The sequence below is a fragment of the Paraburkholderia sp. CI2 genome (assembly GCF_014201055.1).
Lineage (GTDB): Bacteria > Pseudomonadota > Gammaproteobacteria > Burkholderiales > Burkholderiaceae > Paraburkholderia > Paraburkholderia tuberum.
This window is the reverse complement of sequence record NZ_JACHDL010000001.1, coordinates 634,740-659,711: the sequence shown is the minus strand read 5'-3', so window position 1 is coordinate 659,711 and position 24,972 is coordinate 634,740. Positions and strand designations below refer to the sequence as shown.

The 24,972-nt window shown below is 63.9% G+C and carries 21 protein-coding genes; 11 read left to right on the top strand and 10 right to left on the bottom strand.

Features of this window, described 5'->3' with window-relative positions; genetic code table 11:
• Nucleotides 1-18: 18 nt before the first annotated feature.
• Entirely contained in the window at nt 19-903 is an 885-nt protein-coding gene (gene phnC / locus HDG32_RS02920) for a phosphonate ABC transporter ATP-binding protein (protein ID WP_184063054.1), read from the bottom strand.
• A gap of 312 nt (nt 904-1,215) precedes the next feature.
• Here phnC and HDG32_RS02915 point away from each other — a divergent pair, with 312 nt between their 5' ends.
• The 4 genes from HDG32_RS02915 to HDG32_RS02900 all read left to right on the top strand — a co-directional run bounded on the left by HDG32_RS02915 (nt 1,216) and on the right by HDG32_RS02900 (nt 9,212).
• Nucleotides 1,216-2,253 carry a M14 family zinc carboxypeptidase gene (locus tag HDG32_RS02915; RefSeq protein ID WP_184063052.1) on the top strand — a complete coding sequence of 346 codons (1,038 nt, stop codon included), beginning with the start codon at nt 1,216-1,218 and terminating at the stop codon, nt 2,251-2,253.
• Nucleotides 2,250-3,110 (top strand): alpha/beta fold hydrolase, encoded by an 861-nt coding sequence (locus HDG32_RS02910; RefSeq protein ID WP_184063050.1) that lies wholly within the window; start codon nt 2,250-2,252, stop codon nt 3,108-3,110. The genes HDG32_RS02915 and HDG32_RS02910 overlap by 4 nt, the downstream gene beginning before the upstream one ends.
• A gap of 185 nt (nt 3,111-3,295) precedes the next feature.
• Nucleotides 3,296-8,134 (top strand): NAD-glutamate dehydrogenase, encoded by a 4,839-nt coding sequence (locus tag HDG32_RS02905; RefSeq protein WP_184063048.1) that lies wholly within the window; start codon nt 3,296-3,298, stop codon nt 8,132-8,134.
• A 172-nt stretch (nt 8,135-8,306) separates the two neighbouring features.
• Nucleotides 8,307-9,212: a cation diffusion facilitator family transporter gene (locus tag HDG32_RS02900; protein WP_090807058.1), complete on the top strand. Its 906-nt coding sequence runs from the start codon at nt 8,307-8,309 to the stop codon at nt 9,210-9,212.
• A 149-nt stretch (nt 9,213-9,361) separates the two neighbouring features.
• Here the strand turns inward: HDG32_RS02900 and HDG32_RS02895 are convergent, their stop codons facing one another.
• From HDG32_RS02895 to HDG32_RS02885, 3 genes are all read right to left on the bottom strand, one after another.
• The gene (locus HDG32_RS02895; RefSeq protein ID WP_184063046.1) at nt 9,362-10,342 is read right to left on the bottom strand and encodes an aldo/keto reductase; all 981 of its coding nucleotides are present in this window, start codon (nt 10,340-10,342) and stop codon (nt 9,362-9,364) included.
• 332 nt (nt 10,343-10,674) lie between these two features.
• Nucleotides 10,675-10,980, bottom strand: a complete 306-nt coding sequence (locus HDG32_RS02890) for a DUF4148 domain-containing protein (protein WP_184063044.1) — start codon at nt 10,978-10,980, stop codon at nt 10,675-10,677.
• A 211-nt stretch (nt 10,981-11,191) separates the two neighbouring features.
• Complete coding sequence (locus HDG32_RS02885) at nt 11,192-12,196, bottom strand: LysR family transcriptional regulator (protein ID WP_018423444.1); 1,005 nt, start codon at nt 12,194-12,196, stop codon at nt 11,192-11,194.
• 175 nt (nt 12,197-12,371) lie between these two features.
• Here HDG32_RS02885 and HDG32_RS02880 point away from each other — a divergent pair, with 175 nt between their 5' ends.
• Genes HDG32_RS02880 through HDG32_RS02860 form a run of 5 tightly spaced genes read left to right on the top strand, consistent with a single transcriptional unit; the run spans nt 12,372 to nt 20,022 of the window.
• Entirely contained in the window at nt 12,372-13,238 is an 867-nt protein-coding gene (locus HDG32_RS02880) for an alpha/beta hydrolase (RefSeq protein ID WP_184063042.1), read from the top strand.
• Nucleotides 13,239-13,272: 34 nt separating this feature from the next.
• Nucleotides 13,273-14,493, top strand: coding sequence for an efflux RND transporter periplasmic adaptor subunit (locus HDG32_RS02875; RefSeq protein WP_184025310.1), 1,221 nt, complete (start codon nt 13,273-13,275; stop codon nt 14,491-14,493).
• 43 nt (nt 14,494-14,536) lie between these two features.
• Nucleotides 14,537-17,722, top strand: coding sequence for an efflux RND transporter permease subunit (locus HDG32_RS02870; protein ID WP_184063040.1), 3,186 nt, complete (start codon nt 14,537-14,539; stop codon nt 17,720-17,722).
• Between the two features lie 13 nt (nt 17,723-17,735).
• Nucleotides 17,736-19,403 carry an efflux transporter outer membrane subunit gene (locus HDG32_RS02865; RefSeq protein ID WP_184063038.1) on the top strand — a complete coding sequence of 556 codons (1,668 nt, stop codon included), beginning with the start codon at nt 17,736-17,738 and terminating at the stop codon, nt 19,401-19,403.
• Nucleotides 19,306-20,022 carry an Nramp family divalent metal transporter gene (locus HDG32_RS02860; RefSeq protein ID WP_311539297.1) on the top strand — a complete coding sequence of 239 codons (717 nt, stop codon included), beginning with the start codon at nt 19,306-19,308 and terminating at the stop codon, nt 20,020-20,022. Before HDG32_RS02865 ends, HDG32_RS02860 begins: the two co-directional genes overlap by 98 nt.
• A gap of 139 nt (nt 20,023-20,161) precedes the next feature.
• On the opposite strand, the gene flhC is transcribed toward HDG32_RS02860, so the two are convergent.
• The 6 genes from flhC to HDG32_RS02830 form a co-directional block, all read right to left on the bottom strand.
• On the bottom strand, nt 20,162-20,731 hold the full coding sequence (gene flhC, locus HDG32_RS02855; protein ID WP_018423439.1) for a flagellar transcriptional regulator FlhC: 570 nt from the start codon (nt 20,729-20,731) through the stop codon (nt 20,162-20,164).
• Nucleotides 20,732-20,745: 14 nt separating this feature from the next.
• Complete coding sequence (gene flhD, locus HDG32_RS02850; RefSeq protein WP_184007179.1) at nt 20,746-21,066, bottom strand: flagellar transcriptional regulator FlhD; 321 nt, start codon at nt 21,064-21,066, stop codon at nt 20,746-20,748.
• Nucleotides 21,067-21,808: 742 nt separating this feature from the next.
• Nucleotides 21,809-22,345 (bottom strand): GNAT family N-acetyltransferase, encoded by a 537-nt coding sequence (locus HDG32_RS02845; RefSeq protein WP_184063036.1) that lies wholly within the window; start codon nt 22,343-22,345, stop codon nt 21,809-21,811.
• A 41-nt stretch (nt 22,346-22,386) separates the two neighbouring features.
• Complete coding sequence (locus HDG32_RS02840) at nt 22,387-23,235, bottom strand: helix-turn-helix domain-containing protein (protein WP_184063034.1); 849 nt, start codon at nt 23,233-23,235, stop codon at nt 22,387-22,389.
• Between the two features lie 88 nt (nt 23,236-23,323).
• Complete coding sequence (locus HDG32_RS02835; protein WP_018423436.1) at nt 23,324-23,626, bottom strand: addiction module antidote protein; 303 nt, start codon at nt 23,624-23,626, stop codon at nt 23,324-23,326.
• The gene (locus tag HDG32_RS02830) at nt 23,623-24,012 is read right to left on the bottom strand and encodes a type II toxin-antitoxin system RelE/ParE family toxin (protein ID WP_221307591.1); all 390 of its coding nucleotides are present in this window, start codon (nt 24,010-24,012) and stop codon (nt 23,623-23,625) included. The genes HDG32_RS02835 and HDG32_RS02830 overlap by 4 nt, the downstream gene beginning before the upstream one ends.
• Nucleotides 24,013-24,297: 285 nt before the next feature.
• On the opposite strand from HDG32_RS02830, the gene HDG32_RS02825 reads away from it, so the two are divergent.
• Complete coding sequence (locus tag HDG32_RS02825; protein WP_176379337.1) at nt 24,298-24,666, top strand: nuclear transport factor 2 family protein; 369 nt, start codon at nt 24,298-24,300, stop codon at nt 24,664-24,666.
• A 22-nt stretch (nt 24,667-24,688) separates the two neighbouring features.
• Nucleotides 24,689-24,970, top strand: coding sequence for a hypothetical protein (locus tag HDG32_RS02820; RefSeq protein WP_184063032.1), 282 nt, complete (start codon nt 24,689-24,691; stop codon nt 24,968-24,970).
• Nucleotides 24,971-24,972: the final 2 nt, after the last annotated feature.

The window sequence follows — 24,972 nt, the reverse complement described above, 5'->3', positions numbered from 1 at the left end:
CGCGATAGCGTGCGTGGTTCAGTTCGACGGCGCGGGGTTCAACGCGAACGCGTAGCGCGCGGCGGCGGTGTCGGGGGCGTCAGGCTCGTCGTGAGTTTCGTCTGCGTCGTGCGTCGCGTCGTCGAGCAGTTCGCGCGCATCGCCGCCGTAGAGTTTCTTTAGCAGCGCCGGTGTCAGCGCACTGGAAGGGCCGTCGTAGACCACCTTGCCGCGACGCAGCGCGACCGTGCGCGGGCAGTACTGCATCGCGATGTCGACCTGATGCAGCGACACCAGCACCGTGATCCGGTGCTCGACGTTCAGCGCTTGCAGCATGTCCATCACGCGGCGCGACGACTCGGGATCGAGCGAGGCGATCGGTTCGTCGGCGAGCACGATTTGCGCACGTTGCACGAGCGCCCGTGCGAGCGCGGCACGTTGCTGTTGACCGCCCGACAGGTTCGCGGCCCGCTCGCGCGCATGTTCGCCGATCCCGACCTCGTGCAGCGCGGCCCGCGACAGCGCGCGTTCCGCGCGCGGGAAGCGGCCGGAGAGACGCCGCCACCACGGCAGGCGCGCGAGCGCGCCGATCAGCACGTTGGTTTCGACCGACAGCCGGTTCACCAGATTGAACTGCTGGAACACGAAGCCGATGTCGCGGCGAATGCTGCGCACCTCGCGCACGATGCGGCCGTTCTGCTGGATCGGCCGGCCGAGAATCTCGATTTGCGACGGCTGCGCGTCCGACGCGGTAAAGCCCGCGATAAGCCGCAGCAACGTCGATTTTCCCGAGCCGGACGCGCCGATCAGCGCGACCATTTCACCGGGCGCGACGCGCAGATCGATTTCGTCGAGCGCTTTGCGGCCGTTACCGAACGTCTTGCTCAAACGCTCGATTCGAATAGCTTCATGGATCGCTTCCATCTGTATTCCCTCTTGCATCCGGCCACTGCCGGCAGGTGTGGGCACATTCTAGGAAGCGACTGTGACGGTTGAGTGAAGGCATCGCAACGTCTAGACGACTACATCTTTATGCGTCGCGTTTTCCGCTGTGTCATGTGTCGTCAGGATGGCAAAACGAAGTCATTGCGAAGTCAGCGATTCGAACGAAAAGTGACATACGGATGACACGATTCGCGTGCAGACGTGCGCGCTCGCGCGTGCTGACACACAGCCAGGCTATAGTGCGGGTTTTCCGGCCGTCCTTAATAATCCCGACACTCCGGTCACGCCGTCATGCCGACTCCTTTGAGCTTTCTTCCGGACAGTTTTGCCGAATATGAAGATCTCAAGTCGATACTCGACCAGGGCAGGGCGAGCTTCGAAATCCGCGCGGTCTGCGAGACCGAGGTACGCGGCCGGCGCTTTTCCATCTACACCGCGAGCATCGGTTCATCCGATCCGCTCGCGCCAGCCATTGGCTTTTTCGGCGGGATTCACGGGCTCGAGCGAATCGGCTCGCAACTCGTCCTCGACTATATGCGCGCGCTGCTCGCTCGGCTCGAATGGGACGAATTGCTGGTGCGCCAATTGCAGTCCATCCGGCTGATCTTTTTACCGATCGCGAATCCCGGCGGCATGTGGGCAGCGACGCGCGCGAATCCGCGCGGCGTCGACCTGATGCGCAACGCACCGCAAGACGCCGACGCGCGCGTGCCGCTGCTGGCGGGCGGTCAGCGCGTCGGCGCGTGGTTGCCCTGGTATCGCGGCCGCGCGGGCGAGCCGATGGAGGTCGAGGCGGCCGCGCTGCTGCATGTAGTCGAGACGCAACTCGCCGCGCGGCCGTTGAGCATCGCGCTCGATTGCCATTCCGGCTACGGCTGGAGCGACAGCATCTGGTTTCCGTACGCCCGAACCCGCCGGCAGATGCGGCATCTGCCCGAAATGTACGTGTTGAAGAGCATGTTCGAACACGCGCATCCGCATCACGGCTACACGTTCGAGCCGCAAAGCCATCAGTATCTGGTGCACGGCGATCTGTGGGACTACGCGTATGACCGCACGCCGGCGCCGAACGTCTTTCTGCCGATGACGCTCGAACTCGGCTCGTGGCTGTGGATCAAGAAAAACCCGCGGCAGTTGTTTTCGCGGCAGGGCATGTTCAATCCGGTCATGGAGCATCGCACCGCGCGCGTGCTGCGGCGCCATGCGAACCTGTTCGACTTCCTCGCGCGCGCGGCGTTTTCGGCGCAGCGCTGGCTGCCGCAAGGCAACCGTCGCGAGCAGTTGCTGCAAAGCGCGCTCGATCACTGGTACAGGCCGGATCGCGTATGAGCACATGGATTCTGTTGCGCGGACTGACGCGGGAAACGCGGCATTGGGGGAGCTTGCCGGCGGCGTTGCGCGAAACCCTGGGTCAAATTTCGGGCGATCGCTTGCGCGATGCAACCCCAGCCGCAACGAGCACGACCGGCTTGCGTTTGCTGCTGCTCGATCTGCCTGGCAACGGTGAATACGTGCGGCGGCGCGCGCCCGCGAGCGTCGCGGGCATGGTCGCATTCGTGCGGCAGGCGGCGCTCGAAACGGGTGTGCCGGGCCCCTACAACGTGCTCGCGATGTCGCTCGGCGGCATGGTCGCGACCCACTGGGCACAGCGTCATCCCGGCGAGATCGAACGGCTCGTGCTGATCAATACGAGCATGCGGCCGTTCAGCCGCATGCACGAGCGGCTGCGGCCGTCGGCGTGGCCTGGTCTGCTCGGCGTCGCGGCGCATTGGAGCGATGCCGCCGATGCCGAGAGCGGCATCCATCGACTCACGTGCAATAACCTCCACACCTTGGGCGCGGATCTCGCTGCCTGGACCGCGATTCGCCGCAGCGCGCCGGTGAGCCGCGCGAATGCGTTGCGGCAATTGTGGGCGGCCGCGTGCTTTAGCGCGGCGCCCGCCGCGCCGGAGTGTGCACTGCTGATTCTGTCGTCGGAAGCCGATGGGCTCGTCAACCCGGTCTGTTCGGCGAAGCTCGCGGCGGCGTGGGGCGCGCCGCATCGCAAGCATCCATGGGCCGGCCACGATCTACCCCATGACGATCCCGCATGGACGGCCGCGCAGATTCGCGCGTGGCTCACCCAGCGCGCCGAGAATAGCGATGCGGCCGCGCCGGCACCGGCGCCCGCAAAGCCCGCGCGTTGAGCCGCGCACGGCGTTGCCGCGCCGCAGCGATGCCAGGGCCTGGCGATTCTTCGACGACCGGTCAGCGGGTATTACCTGACTGCGCGAAACGGCCGTATCGCGTACGGCAGGCGCATAATTCCAAGTCAGACGTTGCCTGCGAATCACGCGATACTCACCATTGCCGCCAGCCAGGGGAGTCGATCATGCAAGCAAAGAACGAAGAAGCCGTCACACACCTGCTGAACGATGTTGTCGAATTTGCGCGGGGGCGGTTGCCGGAGCCGACCTTCAATATCGTCGAACCCTTCCTGCGGCATTACTACGATTTCGTCGACGCGGGCGATCTGCAAAGCCGCTCGATCGCCGATCTGTACGGCGCGGCGCTGGCCCACTGGCAGACCGCGCAGCGCTTCGTGCCGGGCGAGCAGCGGCTGCGCGTGTATAACCCGATCCTCGAACAGCATGGCTGGCATTCCGATCACACGGTGATCGAAATCGTCAACGACGACATGCCGTTCCTCGTCGATTCGGTCTCGATGTCGGTCAACCGGCATCGGCTCGCGCTGCATTCGGTCGTCCATCCGGTATTTCGGGTCTGGCGCGCGCCGGACGGCAGCATCGCGCGCGTGAGCCAAGGTGCCGAAGAAGCCGGCGATACGCGCTCGCATCTGACCTCGTGCATCCATTTCGAGGTCGATCGTTGTGGCGATGCCGCAAAACTCGACGCGTTGCGCGACGACATCGCGCGCGTGCTCGGCGACGTGCGCGCGGCGGTCGAGGATTGGCCGAAGATCATCGAACGCGCGAAGCAGACCATTCAAGATATGAAGGTGCGTGAAACCGGTCCCGAGGGCGTCGAAGCGCGCGCGTTCGTCGAATGGATGGTCGCCGATCATTTCACGTTCCTCGGCCACCGTGATTACGAACTGGTGCAGCACGACGGCGGCTTCGGTTTGCGGGCGGTCGCGGGCTCCGGTCTCGGCATTCTGCGCGATGCGCTGCAGCCGGGCGGCGCGGCGGAAGTCACGCCGTTGCCGCCGGCGGCCGCGGAGATCATCTCCGGGTCGTCGCCGATCTTTCTGACTAAGGCCAATTCGCGCGCCACGGTGCACCGGCCCGGCTATCTCGACTATGTCGGCATCAAGCTGAGCGGCGCCGATGGCAAGGTGACAGGCGAGCGGCGCTTCATCGGCCTGTATACGTCGACCGCTTATTTCGTGTCGGCCGCGGAGATTCCGATCGTGAGGCGCAAATGCGCAAATATCGTCAGACGCGCCGCATTCCTGCCGAAAGGTCATCTGGCGAAATCGCTGGTGACGGTGCTCGAGACCTATCCGCGCGACGAATTGTTCCAGGCCGACGAGGACCAGCTGTACGACACCGCCCTCGGCGTGCTGCGTTTGCAGGAGCATCAGCGCACGCGGCTGTTCGTGCGGCGCGATCGCTTCGATCGCTTCGTATCGTGCCTCGTGTTCGTGTCGCGCGACAAGTACAACACCGATCTGCGGCAGCGCATCGCGAACCTGCTCGCCGACGCATTCAATGGTGAGAACGTCGAATTCACGCCGCTGCTGTCGGAGTCGACGCTCGCGCGAATTCATTTCGTCGTGCATGCCAAAGCGGGCGGCATGCCGAGCGTCGACACGCGCGAGCTCGAAGCGCGCCTCGTGCAGGTCGCGCGACGCTGGCAGGACGATCTGGCCGACGCATTGCTCGACGCGTACGGAGAAGAGCAGGGCAACCGTTTGCTGCAGCACTACGCCGATTCGTTCCCGGCCGGCTATCGCGACGACTATCCGGCGCGCACGGCCGTGCGCGATATCGAACTGATCGAGCGCGTGCAGGGCAGCGAGCGGCTCGCGATGAACCTGTACAGGCCGATCGAATCGGGACCGCGCGCGTTCCGTTTCAAGGTGTATCGCACGGGGCTGCCGATCGCACTGTCGCGCAGCTTGCCGATGCTCGAACATCTGGGCGTGCGCGTCGACGAAGAGCGGCCTCATCTGATCGAGGCGCCCGGTGCGATGCCCGCGTGGATCCACGACTTCGGCCTCGAACTCGCGGACGATACCGAGTTCGACATCGAGCGGGTCAAGGATCTGTTCGAACAGGCGTTCGAGCAGGTGTGGACCGGCACGATCGAAAGCGACGACTTCAACCGCCTCGTGCTGCGCGCGCAGCTCAATGCACGCGAGGTGACGATTCTGCGCGCTTACGCGAAGTATTTGCGGCAAGTCGGTTCGACGTTCAGCGACGCGTATATCGAACGCGCGGTGACCGGCAATCCGGCAATTGCGCGCATGCTCGTCGACCTGTTCATCGCGCGCTTCGATCCGGCGCTCGGCGCGGTACGCGAGGCCCGCGTCAACGTTTGTCTGGAGACGATCGACAGCGCGCTCGACCAGGTGCCTAATCTCGACGAAGACCGCATCCTGCGGCAGTTCCTCGGCGTGATCAAGGCGACCAAGCGCACTAACTACTACCGCCATGACGCTCTGGGCCAACCGAAGCCGTATCTGTCGTTCAAGTTCGATCCCGCCCAGGTGCCCGGCTTGCCCGAGCCGAAACCGATGTTCGAGATCTGGGTCTATTCGCCGCGCGTCGAGGGCGTCCATCTGCGAGGCGGGCGCGTCGCGCGCGGCGGCCTGCGCTGGTCTGATCGGCGCGAGGATTTCCGCACGGAAGTGCTCGGCCTGATGAAGGCGCAGATGGTGAAGAACGTGGTGATCGTGCCGGTCGGCTCGAAGGGCGGCTTCGTCGTCAAGAATCCGCCGCCGCAGAGCGAGCGCGATGCGTGGATGCGCGAAGGCGTCGCGTGCTATCAGACCTTCCTGCGCGGCTTGCTCGACGTGACCGACAATCTGGCGAGCACCGACGTCGTGCCACCGCCTGACGTGGTGCGCCACGACCCCGACGACCCGTATCTGGTCGTCGCCGCCGACAAGGGCACGGCCACGTTTTCCGACTACGCGAATGCGATCTCGCAGGAATACGGTTTCTGGCTCGACGACGCGTTCGCGTCGGGCGGCTCGGTCGGCTATGACCACAAGAAGATGGGTATCACCGCGCGCGGCGCGTGGGAGTCGGTCAAGCGGCACTTCCGCGAAATCGGCGTCGACACGCAGAGCGAGGACTTCACGGTAGTCGGTGTCGGCGACATGTCGGGCGACGTGTTCGGCAACGGCATGCTGCTGTCGCCGCATATCAAGCTGCTCGCCGCGTTCGATCACCGCCATATCTTTCTCGATCCGAATCCCGATCCCGCGGCGAGCATGGCGGAGCGCGCGCGGCTCTTCATGCTCGACCGTTCGAGCTGGGCCGATTACGATCCGTCGCTGATCTCGGCCGGCGGCGGCGTGTTCCCGCGCAGCGCGAAGACGATTCCGCTATCGACGGCGGTGCAGGCGGCGCTCGGGATCAGCGCGGCGGCGCTCTCGCCGGCCGAGCTGATGCGCGTGATTCTGCAGGCGCCGGTCGATCTGCTTTACAACGGCGGCATCGGCACCTATGCGAAGGCGAGCCGCGAGACCAATCAGCAGGCGGGCGATCGCGCGAACGACGCGATCCGCGTGAACGGCGCGGATCTGCGCTGCAAGGTCGTGGCCGAAGGGGGCAATCTCGGCTTGACGCAACTCGGGCGCATCGAGTTCGCGCAGCGCGGCGGCCGCATCAATACCGATGCGATCGATAATTCGGCCGGTGTCGATTGCTCGGATCACGAGGTCAACATCAAGATTCTGCTGGGCCTCGTCGTCGCCGACGGCGAGATGACGGAGAAGCAGCGCAATGCGTTGCTTGCCGAAATGACCGATGAAGTCGGTCTGCTCGTGCTGACGGACAACTACTATCAGACCCAGGCTTTGTCGATCGCGGGCCGTTTCGGCGTGGAGCTGCTCGATGCCGAAGCGCGCCTGATGCGCTATCTGGAGAAGGCGGGGCGGCTCAATCGCGTGATCGAGTTTCTGCCCACCGACGAGGACATCGCCGAGCGCGCGGCCGCGAAGCAGGGACTGACGACACCCGAGCGCGCGGTGCTGCTCGCGTACAGCAAGATGTGGCTCTATGACGCGCTGCTCGAATCGTCGATGCCGGAAGATCCGCTCGTCAGCGATATGTTGATCGAGTACTTTCCGAAACCTCTGCGGCAGCGTTTCCGCGAACCGATGCAGCGCCATCCGCTGCGCCGTGAAATCCTCGCGACGCATCTGACCAATGCGCTCGTGAATCGCGTCGGCTGCGAGTTCGTGCATCGGCTGATGGAGGAGACCGATGCACAGCCCGGCGACATCGTGCGCGCGTGCATCATGGCGCGCGACGTGTTCGATCTCGATCAGATCTGGCGCAGCATCGACGCGCTCGACAACCGCGTTCCCGACGACGTGCAGGCACGCATGTTCGCGGAGGTCGCGCGGCTCGTCGAACGTTCGGCGCTGTGGTTCCTGCGGCATCTGCAAACGGGCGCGGCCGGCGACGACGTGACCGGCCTGCTCGCGCGCTGTCGCGACGCCGCGCACCGTCTCGCGCCACAATGGCCGGCGCTGTTGCCTGGCGCGGACCTCGAAGCGTTGTCGGAGCGGCAACGGGTGTTCGTCGATGCGGGTGTCGATAGCGATCTCGCGGTGCGGATCGCGAGCGGCGAGGTGTCGGCCGCTCTGCTCGATATCGCCGAAGTCGCGTCGACGTGCGGGCGCAATCTCGAACAGGTCGCGGGCGTCTACTTCGCGCTCGGCACGCTGCTGAATTACAGCTGGATCAGCGAGCGCGCCGCCTCGTTGCCGGCGCCGACGCATTGGGACATGCTCGCGCGCGCATCTGCGCTCGCCGAACTCGCGCGGCTCAAGCGCGCGCTGACTACGAGCGCATTGGCCGGCGCGACCGATGCGTCGACGCCCGACTCGCTGGTGCAAGCGTGGCGCGACAAACGCGCGGCGCAGCTCGAGCGTTATACGCGTCTGCTGACCGACCTGCGCGCGACGGGCGGCGCGAGTCTTTCGGTGCTGCTGGTTGTCGTACGGGAGATGGCGGCGCTAGAGAGGGCGTGAGCCGCACGAATGGTGCAAAGGACGCCTGGGGAACTGGCGGCACGACGGCACATCAGGTCCGATTCCTGCGACCGGGTGTGTCGTTGTCATCCATAATATCGAGTACTTGCCGATCACTTCGCTCGTGCAATACCCAACAATACCCAGCCCGCTCACCGACCCCCGCCAGCAGATGAAAGAAGAATCGCCGAAAGCCATTTTCTACGCACTCGCCGCCAACTTCGGCATCGCCGTCTGCAAGTTCGCCGCGGCGGCGTTCACCGGCTCCGGATCGATGTTCGCCGAAGCGATTCACTCCACCGCCGACTGCGGCAATCAACTGCTGCTGCTATTCGGACTGCGCGAAGCGCGCAAGCCGGTGAGCCCTTTGCATCCGATGGGCAGCGGCCGCGAAATCAACTTCTATTCGCTGCTGGTTGCGTTGCTGCTGTTTTTCGTCGGCGGTGCGTTTTCGGTGTATGAGGGCGTGCATCGACTGATTGCGCGCGAGCCGTTGCAATATGCGTTCGTCGCGTTGGCGGTGCTCGGTGTGTCGGTGGTGCTCGAATCGCTATCGTTGTGGGGCGCGGTCAAGGAGATTCGCAAGACGCATCCGGATAAAAATCTGTGGCACTGGTTTCGCGAGACGCGCGAATCGGATCTGCTGGTCGTGGCCGGCGAAGATATCGCCGCGCTATTCGGTCTCGCGATCGCCTTCGTCGCGGTGCTATCGACGATGGTGACCGGCAGCCCCGTGTATGACGCGCTCGGCTCGGTGGGGATCGGTTTTCTGCTGATGACGATCGCGTGGCTCGTCGCGCGTGAAGTGAAGTCGATGCTCGTCGGCGAATCGGCGAGCCCGGAAGTGCGCAGCGCCATCGACGCGCATCTGCGCGCGCGTCCTGAGATTCGCGGCATCATCAACCTGATCACGCTGCAGTGGGGGCGTCACGTGGTGGTGGCGGTGCAGGCGGAAATGATCGACTACGCGAGCGGCCGCGCGATGGTCGATGCGATCAACGTCATCGAGGCCGATCTGCAGGCCACGTTTCCTCAGGTGCGCTGGGTGTTCTTCGAACCGGATGTGCCGCGCAATTAAAGAAGACTTCTCCACTCGGGCATGAATCGGGTCCATGAACCCCGCGGACGAGAGGAGGCGAGAGGAGGCGAGATGAGGCGAAGCGACGCGCGCTGCAATCGCGGGTCATTCCGCCCGTCCCGACTGGATGCCAGTACGCTTCACAGCGTTTATTTGAACCCCGCCACCGCATGCGGCACATACAGTTCTTCGAGCCGGCGAACTTCGTCGTCACTGAGCTTCAACGAGAGCGCCGCAACCGCATCGTCGAGATGATGCAGTTTGGTAGCACCGACAATCGGCGCGGTAATCGGCTTCTTCTGCAGCACCCACGCTAGCGCAACCTGCGCGCGCGGCACGCCGCGCTCTTTCGCGATCTCGCTGACCCGCTCGACGATACGCCGATCTGCTTCCTGCGTGTGCGCGTACAGCGTGCGGCCGAATTCATCGGTTTCCGAGCGCGCGCTTTCGGTGTCCCAGTCGCGCGTCAAGCGTCCGCGGGCAAGCGGACTCCACGGAATCACGCCGATGCCTTCGCTTTCGCACAGCGGCAGCATTTCGCGCTCTTCCTCGCGGTACAGCAGATTCACGTAGTTCTGCATCGTCACGAAGCGCGTCCAGCCATTGCGCTCGGCCACCTGCAGCGCCTTGGCAAACTGCCATGCGTACATCGACGACGCGCCGAGATAGCGCGCCTTGCCGGCTTTCACGACATCGTGCAGCGCTTCCATCGTTTCTTCGATTGGCGTGCCGTAGTCCCAGCGATGGATCTGATACAGGTCGACATAGTCGGTACCGAGCCGCCGCAGGCTGTTATCGATCTCCGCCATGATCGCCTTGCGCGACAGCCCGGCGCCGTTCGGGCCCGGATGCATGCGGCTATTGACCTTGGTGGCGAGCACGATCTCGTCGCGCTTCGCAAAGTCCTTCAGCGCACGGCCGACGATTTCCTCGCTGGTGCCGTCCGAATAGACGTTGGCCGTGTCGAAGAAGTTGATGCCGTGATCGAGCGCCTGCTTGATGAAGGGCCGCGCGGCTTCGTCGTCGAGCGACCAGGGGTGCGTGCCGTGCGAGGGTACGCCATAACTCATACAGCCGAGACAGAGACGCGATACATCGAGGCCGGTGCGGCCGAGTTTCACATAATCCATCGTGTTGCTCCTATAGTGAAGCGCACAAACTCGCTGCGAGGGAAGGATATTCGATTATAGGGAAACGACGGCAAGCGCGTCGTCACGGGCCGCACCGCTTTCGATCGCTTCAATGCGAATGCGCCCGCGAAGCCACTTCGCGGGCGCATGACGCAGAGTGCCGTGAACGACAGCCAACGCTCAATGCTGTATCGGGCGATACGGTGTCCACACGGGCGTGTCGGTATTCCAGTTGTCGAGTTCCGATGGTGTCATGATGTGCTCCTTGATGAAGAGGCGCGCAGTTTTGCGCCGCAAGCGCGCCGGGTTCTGAATCAACTTCTTCTAACTCGTTACTGGCCCTTCGCAATGCGCGTCACTTCGCCGTTCGTTCCTTCCTGCAACGCGATGCGCGCGGCTTGCGTCTGGCCGATCAGGCCTTTGTCCGGATACGAGGTGCGATTCAGTGAGGGCAGCGAGCCGTCGCGATACGCGGCGACCAGTTCGGCCTTGACCTCAACGCGTGTCTTCGCGCTCGCGGTCGGCGCCGGTTGCGTGTCATACGTTCCCGCGCGGCCGATACCGCCGCCGCCTTGCGCAAATGCCGGAACGCTGACGAGCAGCGACAGAGCGAGGCCTGCCAACAGATTGCGTTTCATGATTCACTCCTGTCGATTCATTGGCAGCGCGATGGCGCCGCGACAGGGTGAAATGTAGACGTCGACGCGGTGTGGATAAATCGCGGGTTTGCGAAATGAATTGTCGCGATTCAGGAACAATCGCGAGCGAGGCTTCACCGGGGCCGTGCGATTGCACGGTTGCCGCGGCATTGGCGCCGCGGCTGGAATTCACTGTTTCACTTCCCGTACTTCATGCGACCCATTCGGTCATCACCGGCGTGTCGAGTGCCGGCGCGGACTCGCGCTGCTCGAATGTGCGCTTCGTGCAGGTGGCGTCGAGAGTGCCGCGTCCGCTCAGCAATGGGCAACGATCGAACAGCTCCGCGATCCAGTCTACGAAAACGCGGACTTTCGGCGACAGATGACGACTGTGCGGATAGACTGCCGAAATCGGCATCGGCAAGGGTTTCAAGTCCGGCAGTACTTCGACGAGCTGACCCGAGCCCAGATGCGGCAGCACCATGAAGCGCGCCGGCTGAATCAGGCCGAAGCCTTCGAGTCCGCAGGTCACGTAGGCATCCGCGTCGTTGACCGACACGATGCTTTTCATCTTCACTTCCACTTCGTTGCCGTTCACCAGGAACGCCCAGTCGAGCGTGCGTCCCGTGCGGCTCGAGAAGTAGTTGACGGCTTTGTGATTGTCGAGATCTTCGAGCGAAGCGGGCACGCCCGCGCGCTTGATGTAGTCGGGCGACGCGCAGGTCACGCCCTCGAACAGACCGATGCGGCGCGCGACCAGCGACGAATCCTGCAACGCGCCGACACGCACCACGCAATCGACACCTTCTTGCAGCAGATCGACGGGCCGGTCGGTCAGGCCCAGTTGCAGATCGATGTCCGGATAGCGCGTGTGGAATTCGCACAGCGACGGAATGACGAGCAGACGGCCAATCGAGCCCGGCATGTCGATGCGTAGCTTGCCGTGCGGCTTCTTGTTGCCGCTCTGGAAACTCGCCTCGGTCTCTTCGACGTCCGCAAGGATGCGCACGCAGCGCTCGTAGTACGCGGCGCCATCGGGCGTCAGCGACAGACGGCGGGTGGTCCGGTGCATCAGCCGCGTGCCGAGAAACGCTTCGAGGTTCTGAATAATCGTAGTAACCGATGCGCGCGGCAGGTCGAGCGTTTCCGCTGCGCGGGTAAAGCTGTTGGTGTCGACGACGCGCGTGAACACTTGCATGGCCTGAAGCCGGTCCATTGCAAACCTCCAGAAGGGGCTGGTGCACAGGCGGGAATGGAGTCCGCGAAAACAATCACATCGGGATTGTTCAAAGGCACCGAATTGTGTTGCCGGATTATAGGCATTTATTTGCGAGTCTGCCGAACCCACAATTCGCACCATTGAAGTTCTATGCGCATTTGCGCGGCTCGACATGGATGCATTCAAATCGCCGTACCCGCCTTTTTCCACCGGCGTTTCCGCCGAAGACACTGGCGCTGAGGCCAATGACGCAACGCTTGAAGTCACCGACGTGGGTATCGATGGGTACGCTCAACCCATTACGTTGCGCCTGTATCGGCTGACGAAAAAAACCGCATTGCCGGTGCTGCTTTATTTTCACGGCGGCGGTTTTACGAAGGGTTCGATCGAGTGCGCGGATTTCGCCGCGCGGTATTTCGCAGAACACTTACCGGCGCTCGTGGTGTCGGTCGGCTATTCGCTCGCGCCGCGGTTTCCGTTTCCGGCCGCGCCGGAAGACGCGCATCGCGCGGCGCTGTGGGTGCAGACGCGAGCGCGGGCGTTTGGTGGCAATAGCAGAAAGATCGGTGTGGCGGGCCATGACGCGGGCGGCCAACTCGCCAATTGTCTCGCGTTCATCGCGCGAGATCGTGGCGACGTGCCGATCAGCGCGCAGGCGCTGTTCGGCCCGATGCTGGATCCGAGCCTGACGCGGCTCGGCGACGAGCGGCGGCTCGGTTCGGATATCACCGCGCGCGAGTGCGCCGCGTGTTATCGCGCGTATCTGCCGCAAGCGTCTCAGCGCATGCATCCGTATGCGGCGCCGCTCGAATCGTCGCGGCTCGCCGGCTTGCCGGCCACGCTGATCGCGACCGCGCAGAACGACGTGCTGCACGTCGAGGCCGAGAAGTATGCAAGCAATCTGATCGACGCGGGCGTGCAGACCCAGGTGGTGCGCTTTCCGAGCGTGTCGCACGCAGCGCTCGCCGATCATCCGCCCGCTTTGCAGGAAGCGGTGCGCTTTTTCCAGTGGCGCTTCGACGCGCGCGCTCATCGATAAACAGAAATTCAATCAACGATACCGGGAGCTACACATGACTATCCTTCCTCTTTCCCGCCGCCGCGTGGCGTTAGCCGCCGTGGTCGTCGTCGTTCTTGCCGGGCTTGGCACGTTCGGCGCGATTCGTGTCGATGCGAGCTCGCCGGCCGCACCCACCATCGTGCCGGAAGTAGACGTGGCGACCGTCGTGCAGAAGACGATCACCGACTGGCAGTCGTATTCGGGCCGTCTCGAAGCCGTGCAGAAAGTGGACGTGCGTTCGCAGGTGCCGGGCACGATCGTGTCAGTCAACTTCAAGGACGGCGCGCTCGTGAAGCAGGGCGACACGCTGTTCGTGATCGATCCGCGTCCGTACGCGGCCGAAGTCGATCGCGCGCAAGCGCAGCTCGCGGCCGCGCAGGCACGCACCGGCTACACGCAAAGCGACTGGGAACGCGCGCAACGGCTGATCGTCGACAACGCGATCGCCAAACGCGACTACGACGAGAAGCAGAACGCCGCGCGCGAGGCGAGCGCGAACCTGAAGGCCGCGCAAGCCGCACTGGAAACCGCGCGCATCAATCTCGGCTACACGAAGATCGTCGCGCCGGTGTCGGGCCGCGTGTCGCGCGCGGAGATCACGGTCGGCAACGTGGTGGCGGCGGGCGCGAGTTCGGTGCCGCTGACGACGCTCGTGTCGGTGTCGCCGATCTACGCGTCGTTCGACGCGGACGAGCAGACCTACCTGCAATACCTGAGCCGCGCGAAGGACGGCAGCAAGGTGCCGGTCGAACTCGGTCTCGCCGATGAATCCGGCTACTCGCGCAGCGGCACGATCGAGTCGGTCGACAACCGGCTCGACACGTCGTCGGGCACGATCCGCGTGCGCGCGAAGTTCGACAACGCGGACGGCGCGCTGATTCCGGGCCTCTACGCGCGCATCAAGGTGGGGGGCAGCGCACCGCATCCGGCGCTGTTGATCGACGATGCCGCGGTCGGCACCGACCAGGACAAGAAGTTCGTGCTGGTCGTCGATCAGGGCAACCACGTCGTTTATCGCGGGATCACGACGGGTTCGATGCAAGGCAATCTGCGCGTCGTCAAGGACGGCTTGAAGCCGGGCGATCGGATCGTCGTCAACGGCGTTCAGCGCGTGCGTCCCGGCGATACGGTCCGAGCGCACATGGTGCCGATGACGACCGACGACGACCCGAACAGCGCAGCGCTCGCGCAGTCGCGTGCCAAGGCCGAGGCCGGCGCGAAAGGCAATTCGTGAGCCGCATGCTCCAACGCGCATGCTCCAACGTTAAGAGCTTCCAATGAACATATCCAAATTCTTCATCGATCGCCCGATCTTCGCAGGCGTGCTATCGGTATTGATCCTGCTCGGGGGCATCATCTCGCTGTTCAAGCTGCCCATTTCCGAGTATCCGGAAGTGGTGCCGCCTTCGGTGGTGGTGCACGCGCAGTATCCGGGCGCGAATCCGAAGGTGATCGCCGAAGCGGTCGCCGCGCCGCTCGAAGAGCAGATCAATGGTGTCGAGAACATGTTGTACATGCAGTCGCAGGCCAATAGCGACGGCAATCTGACGCTGACGGTCACGTTCAAGCTCGGCACCAATCCCGACCTCGCGACGCAGCTCGTGCAGAACCGCGTCAATCAGGCGCTGCCGCGTCTGCCGGATGACGTGCAGCGGCTCGGCGTGACGACGATCAAGAGTTCGCCGACGCTGACGATGGTCGTGCACCTGATCTCGCCGAACGATCGCTACGACATGACGTATCTGCGCAATTACGCGCTGCTCAACGTGAAGGATCGGCTCGCGCGGATTCAGGGCGTCGGCGAAGTGCAGCTGTGGGGCTCGGGCGATTACGCAATGCGTATCTGGCTCGATCCGCAGAAAGTCGCGCAGCGCGGTCTCACGGCGACCGAAGTCGTCAACGCGATCCGCGAGCAGAACATCCAGGTCGCGGCCGGTGTGATCGGTGCGTCGCCGTCGGTGCCGGGCACGCAGTTGCAGTTGTCGGTGAATGCGCGCGGCCGTTTGAAGACCGAGGGCGAATTCGGCGACATCATCGTGAAGACCACGCCCGACGGCGGCGTGACCTATCTGCGCGATATTGCCCGGATCGAGCTCGCGGCATCGGAATATGGCCTGCGTTCGCTGCTCGACAATAAGCCCGCGGTTGCGCTCGCGATCAATCAGGCGCCGGGTGCGAACTCGCTCGCGATTTCAGAGCAGGTGCGCGCGGCGATGAAGGAACTCGCCGAAGACATGCCGGCCGGCGTCGAATACCGGATCGTCTACGACCCGACGCAGTTCGTGCGTTCGAGTATCGAGGCGGTGATCCATACGCTGCTCGAAGCGATCGCGCTGGTCGTGATCGTCGTGATCGTGTTCCTGCAGACGTGGCGCGCGTCGATCATTCCGTTGATCGCGGTGCCGGTGTCGATCGTCGGTACGTTCTCGCTGCTGCTTGCGTTCGGCTTCTCGATCAACGCGTTGTCGCTGTTCGGCATGGTGCTCGCGATCGGCATCGTGGTCGACGATGCGATCGTCGTGGTGGAGAACGTCGAGCGCAACATCGAGAGCGGGCTCAGTGCGCGCGATGCGACCTACAAGGCGATGCGCGAAGTGAGCGGGCCGATCATCGCGATTGCGCTGACGCTCGTCGCCGTGTTCGTGCCGCTCGCGTTCATGACGGGTCTCACGGGCCAGTTCTACAAGCAGTTCGCGATGACCATCGCGATCTCGACGGTGATCTCGGCGTTCAATTCGCTGACCCTGTCGCCGGCGTTGTCCGCGCTGCTGCTGCGCAGCCACGGCGAGAAGGAAGACTGGCTGACGCGTGTGATGAACCGTGTGCTCGGCGGCTTCTTCAAGCGTTTCAACAAGGTCTTTCATCGTGGTTCGGAAGCCTACGGCCGCGGCGTGACCGGCGTGCTGAGCCGCAAGGGCGCGATGCTCGCGGTGTACGCGATCCTCGTCGGTGCAACCGTATTGGTGGCGCGGGTCGTGCCGGGCGGCTTCGTGCCCGCTCAGGACAAGGAGTATCTGATCGCGTTCGCGCAGTTGCCGAACGGTGCGTCGCTCGATCGCACGGAGAAGGTGATCCGCGATATGAGCGCGATCGCGCTGAAGCAGCCGGGCGTCGAAAGCGCGGTGGCCTTCCCTGGTCTGTCGGTGAATGGCTTCACGAATAGTTCGAGCGCGGGCATCGTGTTCGTCACGCTGAAGCCGTTCAAGGAGCGCGGCAACAGGAAGCTCTCGGCAGGCGCGATTGCCGGTGCGCTGAACCAGCAGTACGGCGCGATCAAGGACTCGTTCGTCGCGGTGTTCCCGCCGCCGCCGGTGCTCGGGCTCGGCACACTCGGCGGCTTCAAGATGCAGCTCGAAGATCACGGCGCGCTCGGTTACGCGGAACTCAACAAGGCTGCCGAAGCATTCGTGAAGCGCGCGGCGCAAACGCCCGAACTTGGGCCGACCTTCTCCAGCTATCAGATCAACGTGCCGCAGCTGAACGTCGATCTCGATCGCGTGAAGGCGAAGCAGCTCGGCGTGCCGGTCACGGACGTGTTCGACACGATGCAGATCTATCTGGGCTCTCTGTACGTGAACGACTTCAACCGCTTCGGTCGCGTGTATCAGGTGCGCGTGCAGGCGGATGCGCCGTTCCGTCAACGCGCCGACGACATCCTGCAACTGAAGACGCGCAACGCGGCGGGCGAGATGGTGCCGTTGTCGTCGCTCGTCACGGTGACGCCGACCTACGGACCGGAGATGGTGGTGCGCTACAACGGCTACACGGCGGCCGACATCAACGGCGGCCCAGCGCCCGGCTTTTCGTCGGGACAGGCGCAGGCCGCGGCCGAACGCGTGGCCGCCGAGGTGCTGCCGCGCGGCGTGAAGCTCGAGTGGACCGATCTCACGTATCAGCAGATCCTCGCCGGCAATGCGGGCATGTGGGTGTTCCCGATCAGCGTGCTGCTCGTGTTCCTCGTGCTCGCCGCGCTGTACGAAAGCCTGACGCTGCCGCTCGCCGTGATCCTGATCGTGCCGATGAGCGTGCTGTCTGCGCTGACCGGCGTGTGGCTCACCGGTGGCGACAACAACATCTTCACGCAGATCGGTTTGATGGTACTGGTGGGCTTGTCCGCGAAGAACGCGATCCTGATCGTCGAGTTTGCGCGTGAGCTCGAACACGACGGACGCAGTCCGCTGCAGGCCGCGATCGAAGCGAGCCGTCTGCGTCTGCGGCCGATTCTGATGACGTCGATCGCCTTCATCATGGGCGTGGTGCCGCTGGTGTTGTCGAGCGGCGCGGGCTCGGAGATGCGTCACGCGATGGGCGTCGCGGTGTTCTTCGGCATGCTCGGCGTCACGCTGTTCGGCCTGATGCTGACGCCGGTGTTCTATGTGGTGCTGCGTTCGCTCGCGGGCGGGACGATTCACGTCGCGCAGAAAGATGCGCCGCGCTACGGCGCGCCCGTTACGGACGCCTGAGGAGAAAACAACAATGAAACGCTTTGAATCTCGCTTTGTATCTTTGCGCGGATGGGGCCGCGCGGCCGCGAGCGGTTTGCTGATCGCCCTGCTGGCCGCTTGTTCGGTCGAGCCGACGTACAAGCGTCCCGACGTCGATACGCCGGCGGCGTTCAAGGAAGCGCCGGCGATGGCGACGTCGGCTGCGGCGGCGTCGGGCGTGGCGGCTGGTTCGGCCGCGTCGGCGCAAAACACCGGCACGTGGAAGCCGGCCCAGCCCGCCGACGACGCCCTGCGTGGCGAATGGTGGAAGGTGTTCGGCGACCCGCAGCTCGACGCGCTCGAAGAGCAGGCCGCCGCCGCGAACCAGGACCTGAAGGCCGCAGCCGCGCGCGTGCAGCAGGCGCGCGCGGTCACGCAGGCGGCGAAGTCCGACTGGTTCCCGAAGCTCGACGCGGGCTTCGGTCCGACCCGGGAGCGTGCGTCGGCGGCGTCGCAATTCCTGCCGGACAGCGCGGGCGGCACGACGGGCACGATCTGGCGCGCGCAGGTCGGCGCGTCGTATGAGGCGGATCTGTTCGGGCGGGTCAGCTCGAACGTGAACGCGTCGCGCTCGGACGAGCAGCAGAGCGAAGCGCTGTTTCGCTCGGTGCAGCTGTCGTTGCAGGCCGACGTCGCGCAGAACTACTTCCAGTTGCGCGAGCTCGACACCGACCAGGATCTGTATCGCCGCACCGTCGCGTTGCGCGAGGACACGCTGAAGCTCGTCGAGCGGCGCTTCAAGGAAGGCGATATCAGCGAGCTGGATCTGTCGCGCTCGCGTAACGAGCTCGCGAGCGCGCGTGCCGATGCGGTCGGCGTCGCGCGGCAACGGGCGGCCTCGGAGCATAGCCTCGCGATTCTGCTCGGCAAGCCGCCCGCGGATTTCTCGTTCGCGGAACAACCGCTCGCGCCGGTGGCGGTGCGCGTGCCGCCGGGTTTGCCGTCGGCGCTGCTCGAACGCAGGCCGGACATCGCGGCAGCCGAACGCGCGATGCAGGCAGCGAATGCGCGCGTCGGGCTCGCGAAGTCGGCGTTCTTCCCGAAGCTCGACATCACGGGCGCGTTCGGCTTTGAATCGGCGACGCTCGGCGATCTGTTCATGTGGTCGAGCCGCGCGTTCATCCTCGGTCCGTTCGCGGGTACCGCGCTGACGGTGCCGATCTTCGACGGCGGCCGTCGCAAGGCCAATCTCGCGCAGGCCCGTTCGAAGTACGACGAGGACGTCGCGCAATATCGCCAGCAGGTGCTCGTGGCGTTCCGTGAAGTCGAGGACAATCTTGCCGATCTGCGCTTGCTCGACGATCAGATGCGCGAGCAGAACGACGCGGTCGATGCGTCGCAGCGCGCCGCGCATCTGTCACGCACGCAGTACACGGAGGGCGCGGTCAGCTATCTCGACGTGATCGATGGCGAGCGGCAGGTGCTGCAGTCGCAATTGCAGGCGAGCCATCTGGCGGGCACGCAGGCGGTCGCGACCGTGAATCTGATTCGCGCGCTCGGTGGCGGTTGGGGCGATGTGACGGCGGGGGATACGGCGGTGGGGGCGGCGCCGGTGCCGGTTGGTGCTTCCGGCGGCGCGGCGGCTTCGCTGGCTGCGGCTTCCGGCTCTGCGGCCGGTGCCGCATCGGTTTCAGCGCAGCAGCAGGTGGCGAAGCGCTGAATTCCTAAGCCTGTTGGCAAGCGCTTCATCGACCTCATCAACGACGCTTGGCATTCTCGGCGCGACGGTGATGCCGCATAACCTGTATCTGCACTCGTCGATCGTGCAGACCCGCGCGGTGAAGCGCGATCCGGCCAGCATCCGCTCGGCGATCGGCATGTCACGCATCGACACGATCGCATCGCTCGTGATCGCGGCGCTGATCAACATGGCGATCCTGATTCTCGCGGCCGCCGCGTTTTACGCGACGGGCCACGACCAGGTCACGCAGATCGAGGACGCCTACCGGCTGCTAGCGCCGATCGTCGGCACCGGCTTCGCCGCCTTCCTGTTCGCGATCACGCTGCTCGCGTCGGGACAAAGCTCGACGTTCACCGGTACGGTGGCGGGGCAGGTCATCATGGAAGGCTTCCTGAAAATGAAGATTCCGTGCTGGCAGCGGCGCTTCATCACGCGAGCGCTCGCGCTGTATCCGCTGATCCGCATGACTAGCGACCGCTCGCTGATAGGCGAATTCGCCAACACGCTGCCGACGCGCCTGCTCGTGTGGACGCTGTTTGTTGCGATCAGTGCGGCGAATCTGTGGCTCGTTGCCCAGACGGTGGGGCTGGCCGGTTGATCTGAACGACCGGTATTCGGCACGCCGGTCTGCCCGGCGCGAAGGCGAAAAAAATCCGCGCAGTTCAATCACTGCGCGGAATCATGTGAGCTTCGGTTTGAATCGGGTCGAGCGCGTCTCGCGACGGCGAATCGATCGGTCAAGCGGCCTGCGCAACCTGCGCCGCGTCGAGCGCTTCCCGGCGCGCGGCTGCTGCCTTCTTCGTCTTGCCGGCACGCGACGGCGGCTGGCAGGCGCCGCACACGACGTTGTGCTGCAGGTCGTGCTTGTGCGCGACGAACTTGCCGGTACAGCGGCAGCATCTGGTCAACTGCAGGATGTCGGCGTCGAAGAAACGCACGAGCGTCCACGCGCGCGTCAGATCGAGCACCGGCTCGGTTTCGCTGTGCTGACAGTGTTCGAGATACAGCCGATAGCCCTTGGTCAGCGCATCCAGATGCGAGCAGCGCGCTTCGTTCTTGAGGAACAGGTACGTGTTGTAGAACAGCGACGCGTGAATGTTCGCGAGCCACGTCATGTACCAGTCCGCCGAGAACGGCAGCATGCCCTTGGGCGGCGATACGCCCTTGACCTCGCGATACAGGCGGATCATACGGTCGCGCGACAGCGTCAGCTCGCTCTCGAGCACCTGCATGCGGGCGCCGAGTTCGATCAGTGCGATCGCGCGAAATACTTCCTGTGCATCTTCGGTCAGGCTTCGCTTGAGCATTGCAGTCACCTCGATCAGGCAAATTGCTCGGCGGGCTGGCCTGCAAGCAGGATCGCCGTGTGGGTCGGTGCAACTGCGGTGTGCTTCGTCGTTTGCGTCAACGCCGACAGCATCGCGTGGTCGTTGAAGCGGAAGAAGCACAAAAGCTGGTCGGAAGCGGCCAGCTTGACGATTTGCGCGAGCGACAGCCCGGCAAGCAAGTCAGCCAGTTCCGACGACAGTCCCAGCCGGAACATTCCGACCGGCTTGTCCTCGCGCAACATGCGTTGCGCGAGCATGATGTAAGACAAGTTGATCTCGCGGATTGAATCCAGCGTCTCGCTGCTACGGTCCATTTTGTCTGTTTCCGAAGCCCCGAATTACTATGTCGGCTTTGCGCCGTTATGTCTTTTCTGCCTCGCCGGCAACGCGGCCTCCGGCTACATGTTGCTACTTGCTACAGACAGCGAACATTTGATACAAGACGTTACATTTCGTAACAGCTCGGGACGAATTGTATGAAGGCTAAAAGCAGAAATCAATCCCTTCTCAAAAAAATATCTCAAAAAACTACATCATTTTTCGGTAAGTTTTTCACGCCATTGTAATGAATGATGCCAAGTGAATTTATAGCCTTTCGACACTGGCCTCTATTCCATGAAAACCCTTGCTGGATGGGCATCCTACGCGACTGTCCGAGACGTGCGTCCGCACCGCGCGGCGATCGGTAAATTTGTTTTGGATTAGAAAGGAACAGAAAGCGATGGAATGGACGGTAATAAATACTCGCGCTGGGTGGCGCGTGAGGGGCGGATGGAGCCTGTAACCGTATGAAGCGTCCCCCGTTACAAACTACGCAAACGAGGGCCGGATTTGTAACGGCTCGATGAGGATGGGCAGCCGGTCTGGCGCACGCGTGCGACCCCGAGACCGAACAGCGGTCGCAGACGCGTACCGATCACGTTGCGGACGGAGGCTGCGAGAAGCCAGTGCCGTGCAGGCTGCCTGACATGATGTCGGTGCAATAGGACGACATTACAACGTTGACGAGGCGCCGGGAATGGCCGCAAGGAAGCGTTGTCAATGATTCCGAGGGCGCTATGCGAGGAATCGCGCCATCAGATCCTCGTCATGAAACACCCCGTCGACGTTCAAGGCGCCGACTTCGCACCCATATTTGCGAAAGCCGAGCGATTCGTACAGCCTGCGCGCCGCGTCGTTGCGGCTACCCACGGTCAGCTGCACCTGTCGCAAACCGTGGACGCGCGCCGCGCGCGTCAGCAACTCGCCGAGCAGCGCGCGCCCGACCCCACGACCAGCCGCTTCCTGTGCGACATACATGCCGACCACGTTCGCCTTGTGCCGCTCCTTGTGGGCTTTATTGCGCAGCAGACCGACGACGCCGATCAGCGGAGCGTCGGCCGACGCATACGCGCCAAGCAGAAACGTGCCTTCCGTCTCCGAGCCCTGCAGTGTCACGTCATGCTGCCCGGCGCCTTTCGCCAGCGCTTCGTCGTGGCTTTGTCCGAACGAAGCGGGGTGCGCCTTCAGCCCGCGCAGACGAAGCTGGAAATAGGCGTCCCGGTCGGCGGGTCCGAGTTGGCGGATCAGCAGGGTGTCGACGTTGACGGACATCTCACTTATTCGTGGTGAGTGGAGTGGAGGTACGCGAGCGGCTAGCCGCGCTGGTGTTCGGCAAATTCGCGCAGCGCCGACGCGGTTTGCTGATCCGCCGGAAAGAACGCCTCGATGGCGAGTTCCGACAGCGTAACGTCCACGGGCGTGCCGAACACCGTGGTGGTGCTGAAAAACGACAGCACGCCAAGCGGCGTACGCAGCCGCAATGGCACGGCGATCTGGTTGAGGACTGCATCGTCCAGCGTCGAGGCGTCTGCATCCGGCGGCGCGGGGTAGCCGGCCAGTTCGTCGCGTAGTGCGCTCAGCGTGTCGTCGCCGCTGACGTCGATCTGCCGTTGCAGGCGGCCCAGCACATGCTCGCGCCACGCATGCCAGTTGACGATCGACGCCGCAATGCCATGCGGATGCAGACTCAGGCGCAGTGCGTTGACCGGTGGCTTCAACAGTTCGGGACTCGCGCCGCTCAACAACGGCGCAATCGCATTGTTGGTCGCGACGATGGTCCAGTGCCGGTCGATCGCGAGGGCCGGGTAGGGCTCATGTCCTTTGAGCACCAGTTCGACGGCTTCGCGTGCGGCGGCGAGCTGCGGGTCGGAGAGGGGACGTTCGCGAAACAGCGGCGCGTAACCGGCCGCGACGAGCAGAGCATTGCGCGCGCGCAACGGCACGTCGAGGCGCTCGGCGAGATGCATGACCATTTCCCGGCTCGGTAGCGCGCGCCCCGATTCGACAAAGCTCAGATGGCGGGTCGAAATGTCAGCCTCCGTGGCGAGCAGCAACTGACTCATGCGCCGCCGCTGCCGCCATTCGCGGAGAAGTTCGCCGACCGCCCGAGTGCCGATCGGCGCGGATGATGGAGCCGCTTGTGCAATAGAGAGTGTGTTCATGCCACCGATCATAGTCAAAGCGTGCAAGCAATCGATTACCTGAGAGGTAATGCCCCGCCAATTTCAGTCAACGAGACGCGTGCCCGGCTCAGGCGGCAGCCAGGCGCAACGGCACGGCAGTGAATTTGACGCCGATCGCACTCGCCAGTTTGAGGACCGTGTCCATGCGTGGCTTGGAGCCGGGCGCGAGTGTCTTGTAGAGGCTTTCGCGGCCCAGGCCCGCTGCCGCGGCGATCTTCGTGATGCCACGTGCCTTGGCGATATCCGCGATGGCGGCGAGCAGCAGATCGGAGTCGCCTTCGTCGAGGGCGGCGTTCAGATAGGCCGCGACCATTTCGTCGTTGTCGAGGTACTTCGATGCATCGAAGCGTGCCGTTTTGATCTTGCTCATGACCGTTCCTTTCTGATGGTTGTCCACATTGCTCCGGCATGCCTGATATCCGCCTGCTGCGTGGACTTGTTACCCCCGCAGAGCAGCAGATACATCATGCGTTCCTCGCGCGCGTAGTAGACCCGGTAACCCGGCCCGCAATCGATGCGCATCTCGAACACGCCGTTTTCCAGCAACTTCGCGTCACCGAAAAGCCCGCGTTCCGCGCGGCGGAGCCGCACGAGAATTTGCGCCTTCGCCTTGAGGTCGGTGAGGCCGTGAAGCCAACGGTCGAACTCTTCGGTGCAGTTGATCGTGTACACGCGCGGTGTTTCGATCTGCGGATGATTGTATCTCCGGGGATACGGTCGTGCAAGCGAGAAAAGCGTCTCGATAAAGCGGTCCAAGCGGTCCTCCTGTTCATTGCATTGCCCGCCTCGCGATGTCGTCGGCGGGCTTCGATGAGTCACTTGAGGTTAGCGGTGCGAAGGTTTTTTGACGACTCGGCCGAATGACCTATTTGGCGAGAAAAACAGTGAAAAGCGCTGCGTGACAGCGAAGGCTGCATCCGCTTGATTACCTCTCACGTAATCGACGCAATGCACGCGAGCCGTCAATCTTCATTCCGAGCCCGCCGCATGCGATGCGTATGCCGCGCGAAGTGCTCCGTCCTGTCAATCGAGGAGTTTGAGATGAATGCGCATACCGATTTGATCGACCGTTATTTCGATACCTGGAACGAGACCGATGGCGCGCGTCGTCGCGAGTTGATCGCGGCAACGTGGAGCGCCGATGCCGACTATCGCGACCCGCTGCTGGCGGGCGCGGGCCACGATGGCATCGACGCCATGATCCGCGCGGTGCATGAGCGTTTTCCGCATCACACGTTTCGCCGTACGACCGACGTCGACGGCTTCGCGAATCGCCTGCGCTTCTCGTGGGCACTGACGACCCCCGCGGGCGAGGCGATCGTGAAGGGCTCGGACTTCGGCGTGGTGGACGCGCATGGGCGTCTGCAAGCGGTCACCGGTTTTCTCGACGAAACCCCCGGCGCCGCCTGAGGCGTTTTTCACGGAGACGATCATGCATCAGCCCGCCGCTGCCAAGCCCGCACAAGTCCATCTCGCGTTGCTGCGCGTCGCGGCCGCGCTCGATGCGTTATCGAGTGCGATCGCCGGTTTCGCGCTGCTCGGCGGCGCGCGGGCGTTCATGTTCATCGCACTGCTCGGTTGGCGCGAGCCGGTGCTCGGCGGCGCGGGGCTCGTGCTGCTCGCTCTGGTCGGATGGCTGCGCTGGCAATGCGGTGCGTGCGCAGCGCCGCAAGACGTCCGGCGCGCTTGCTACAATCGATCGTCGTGCGGATGAAG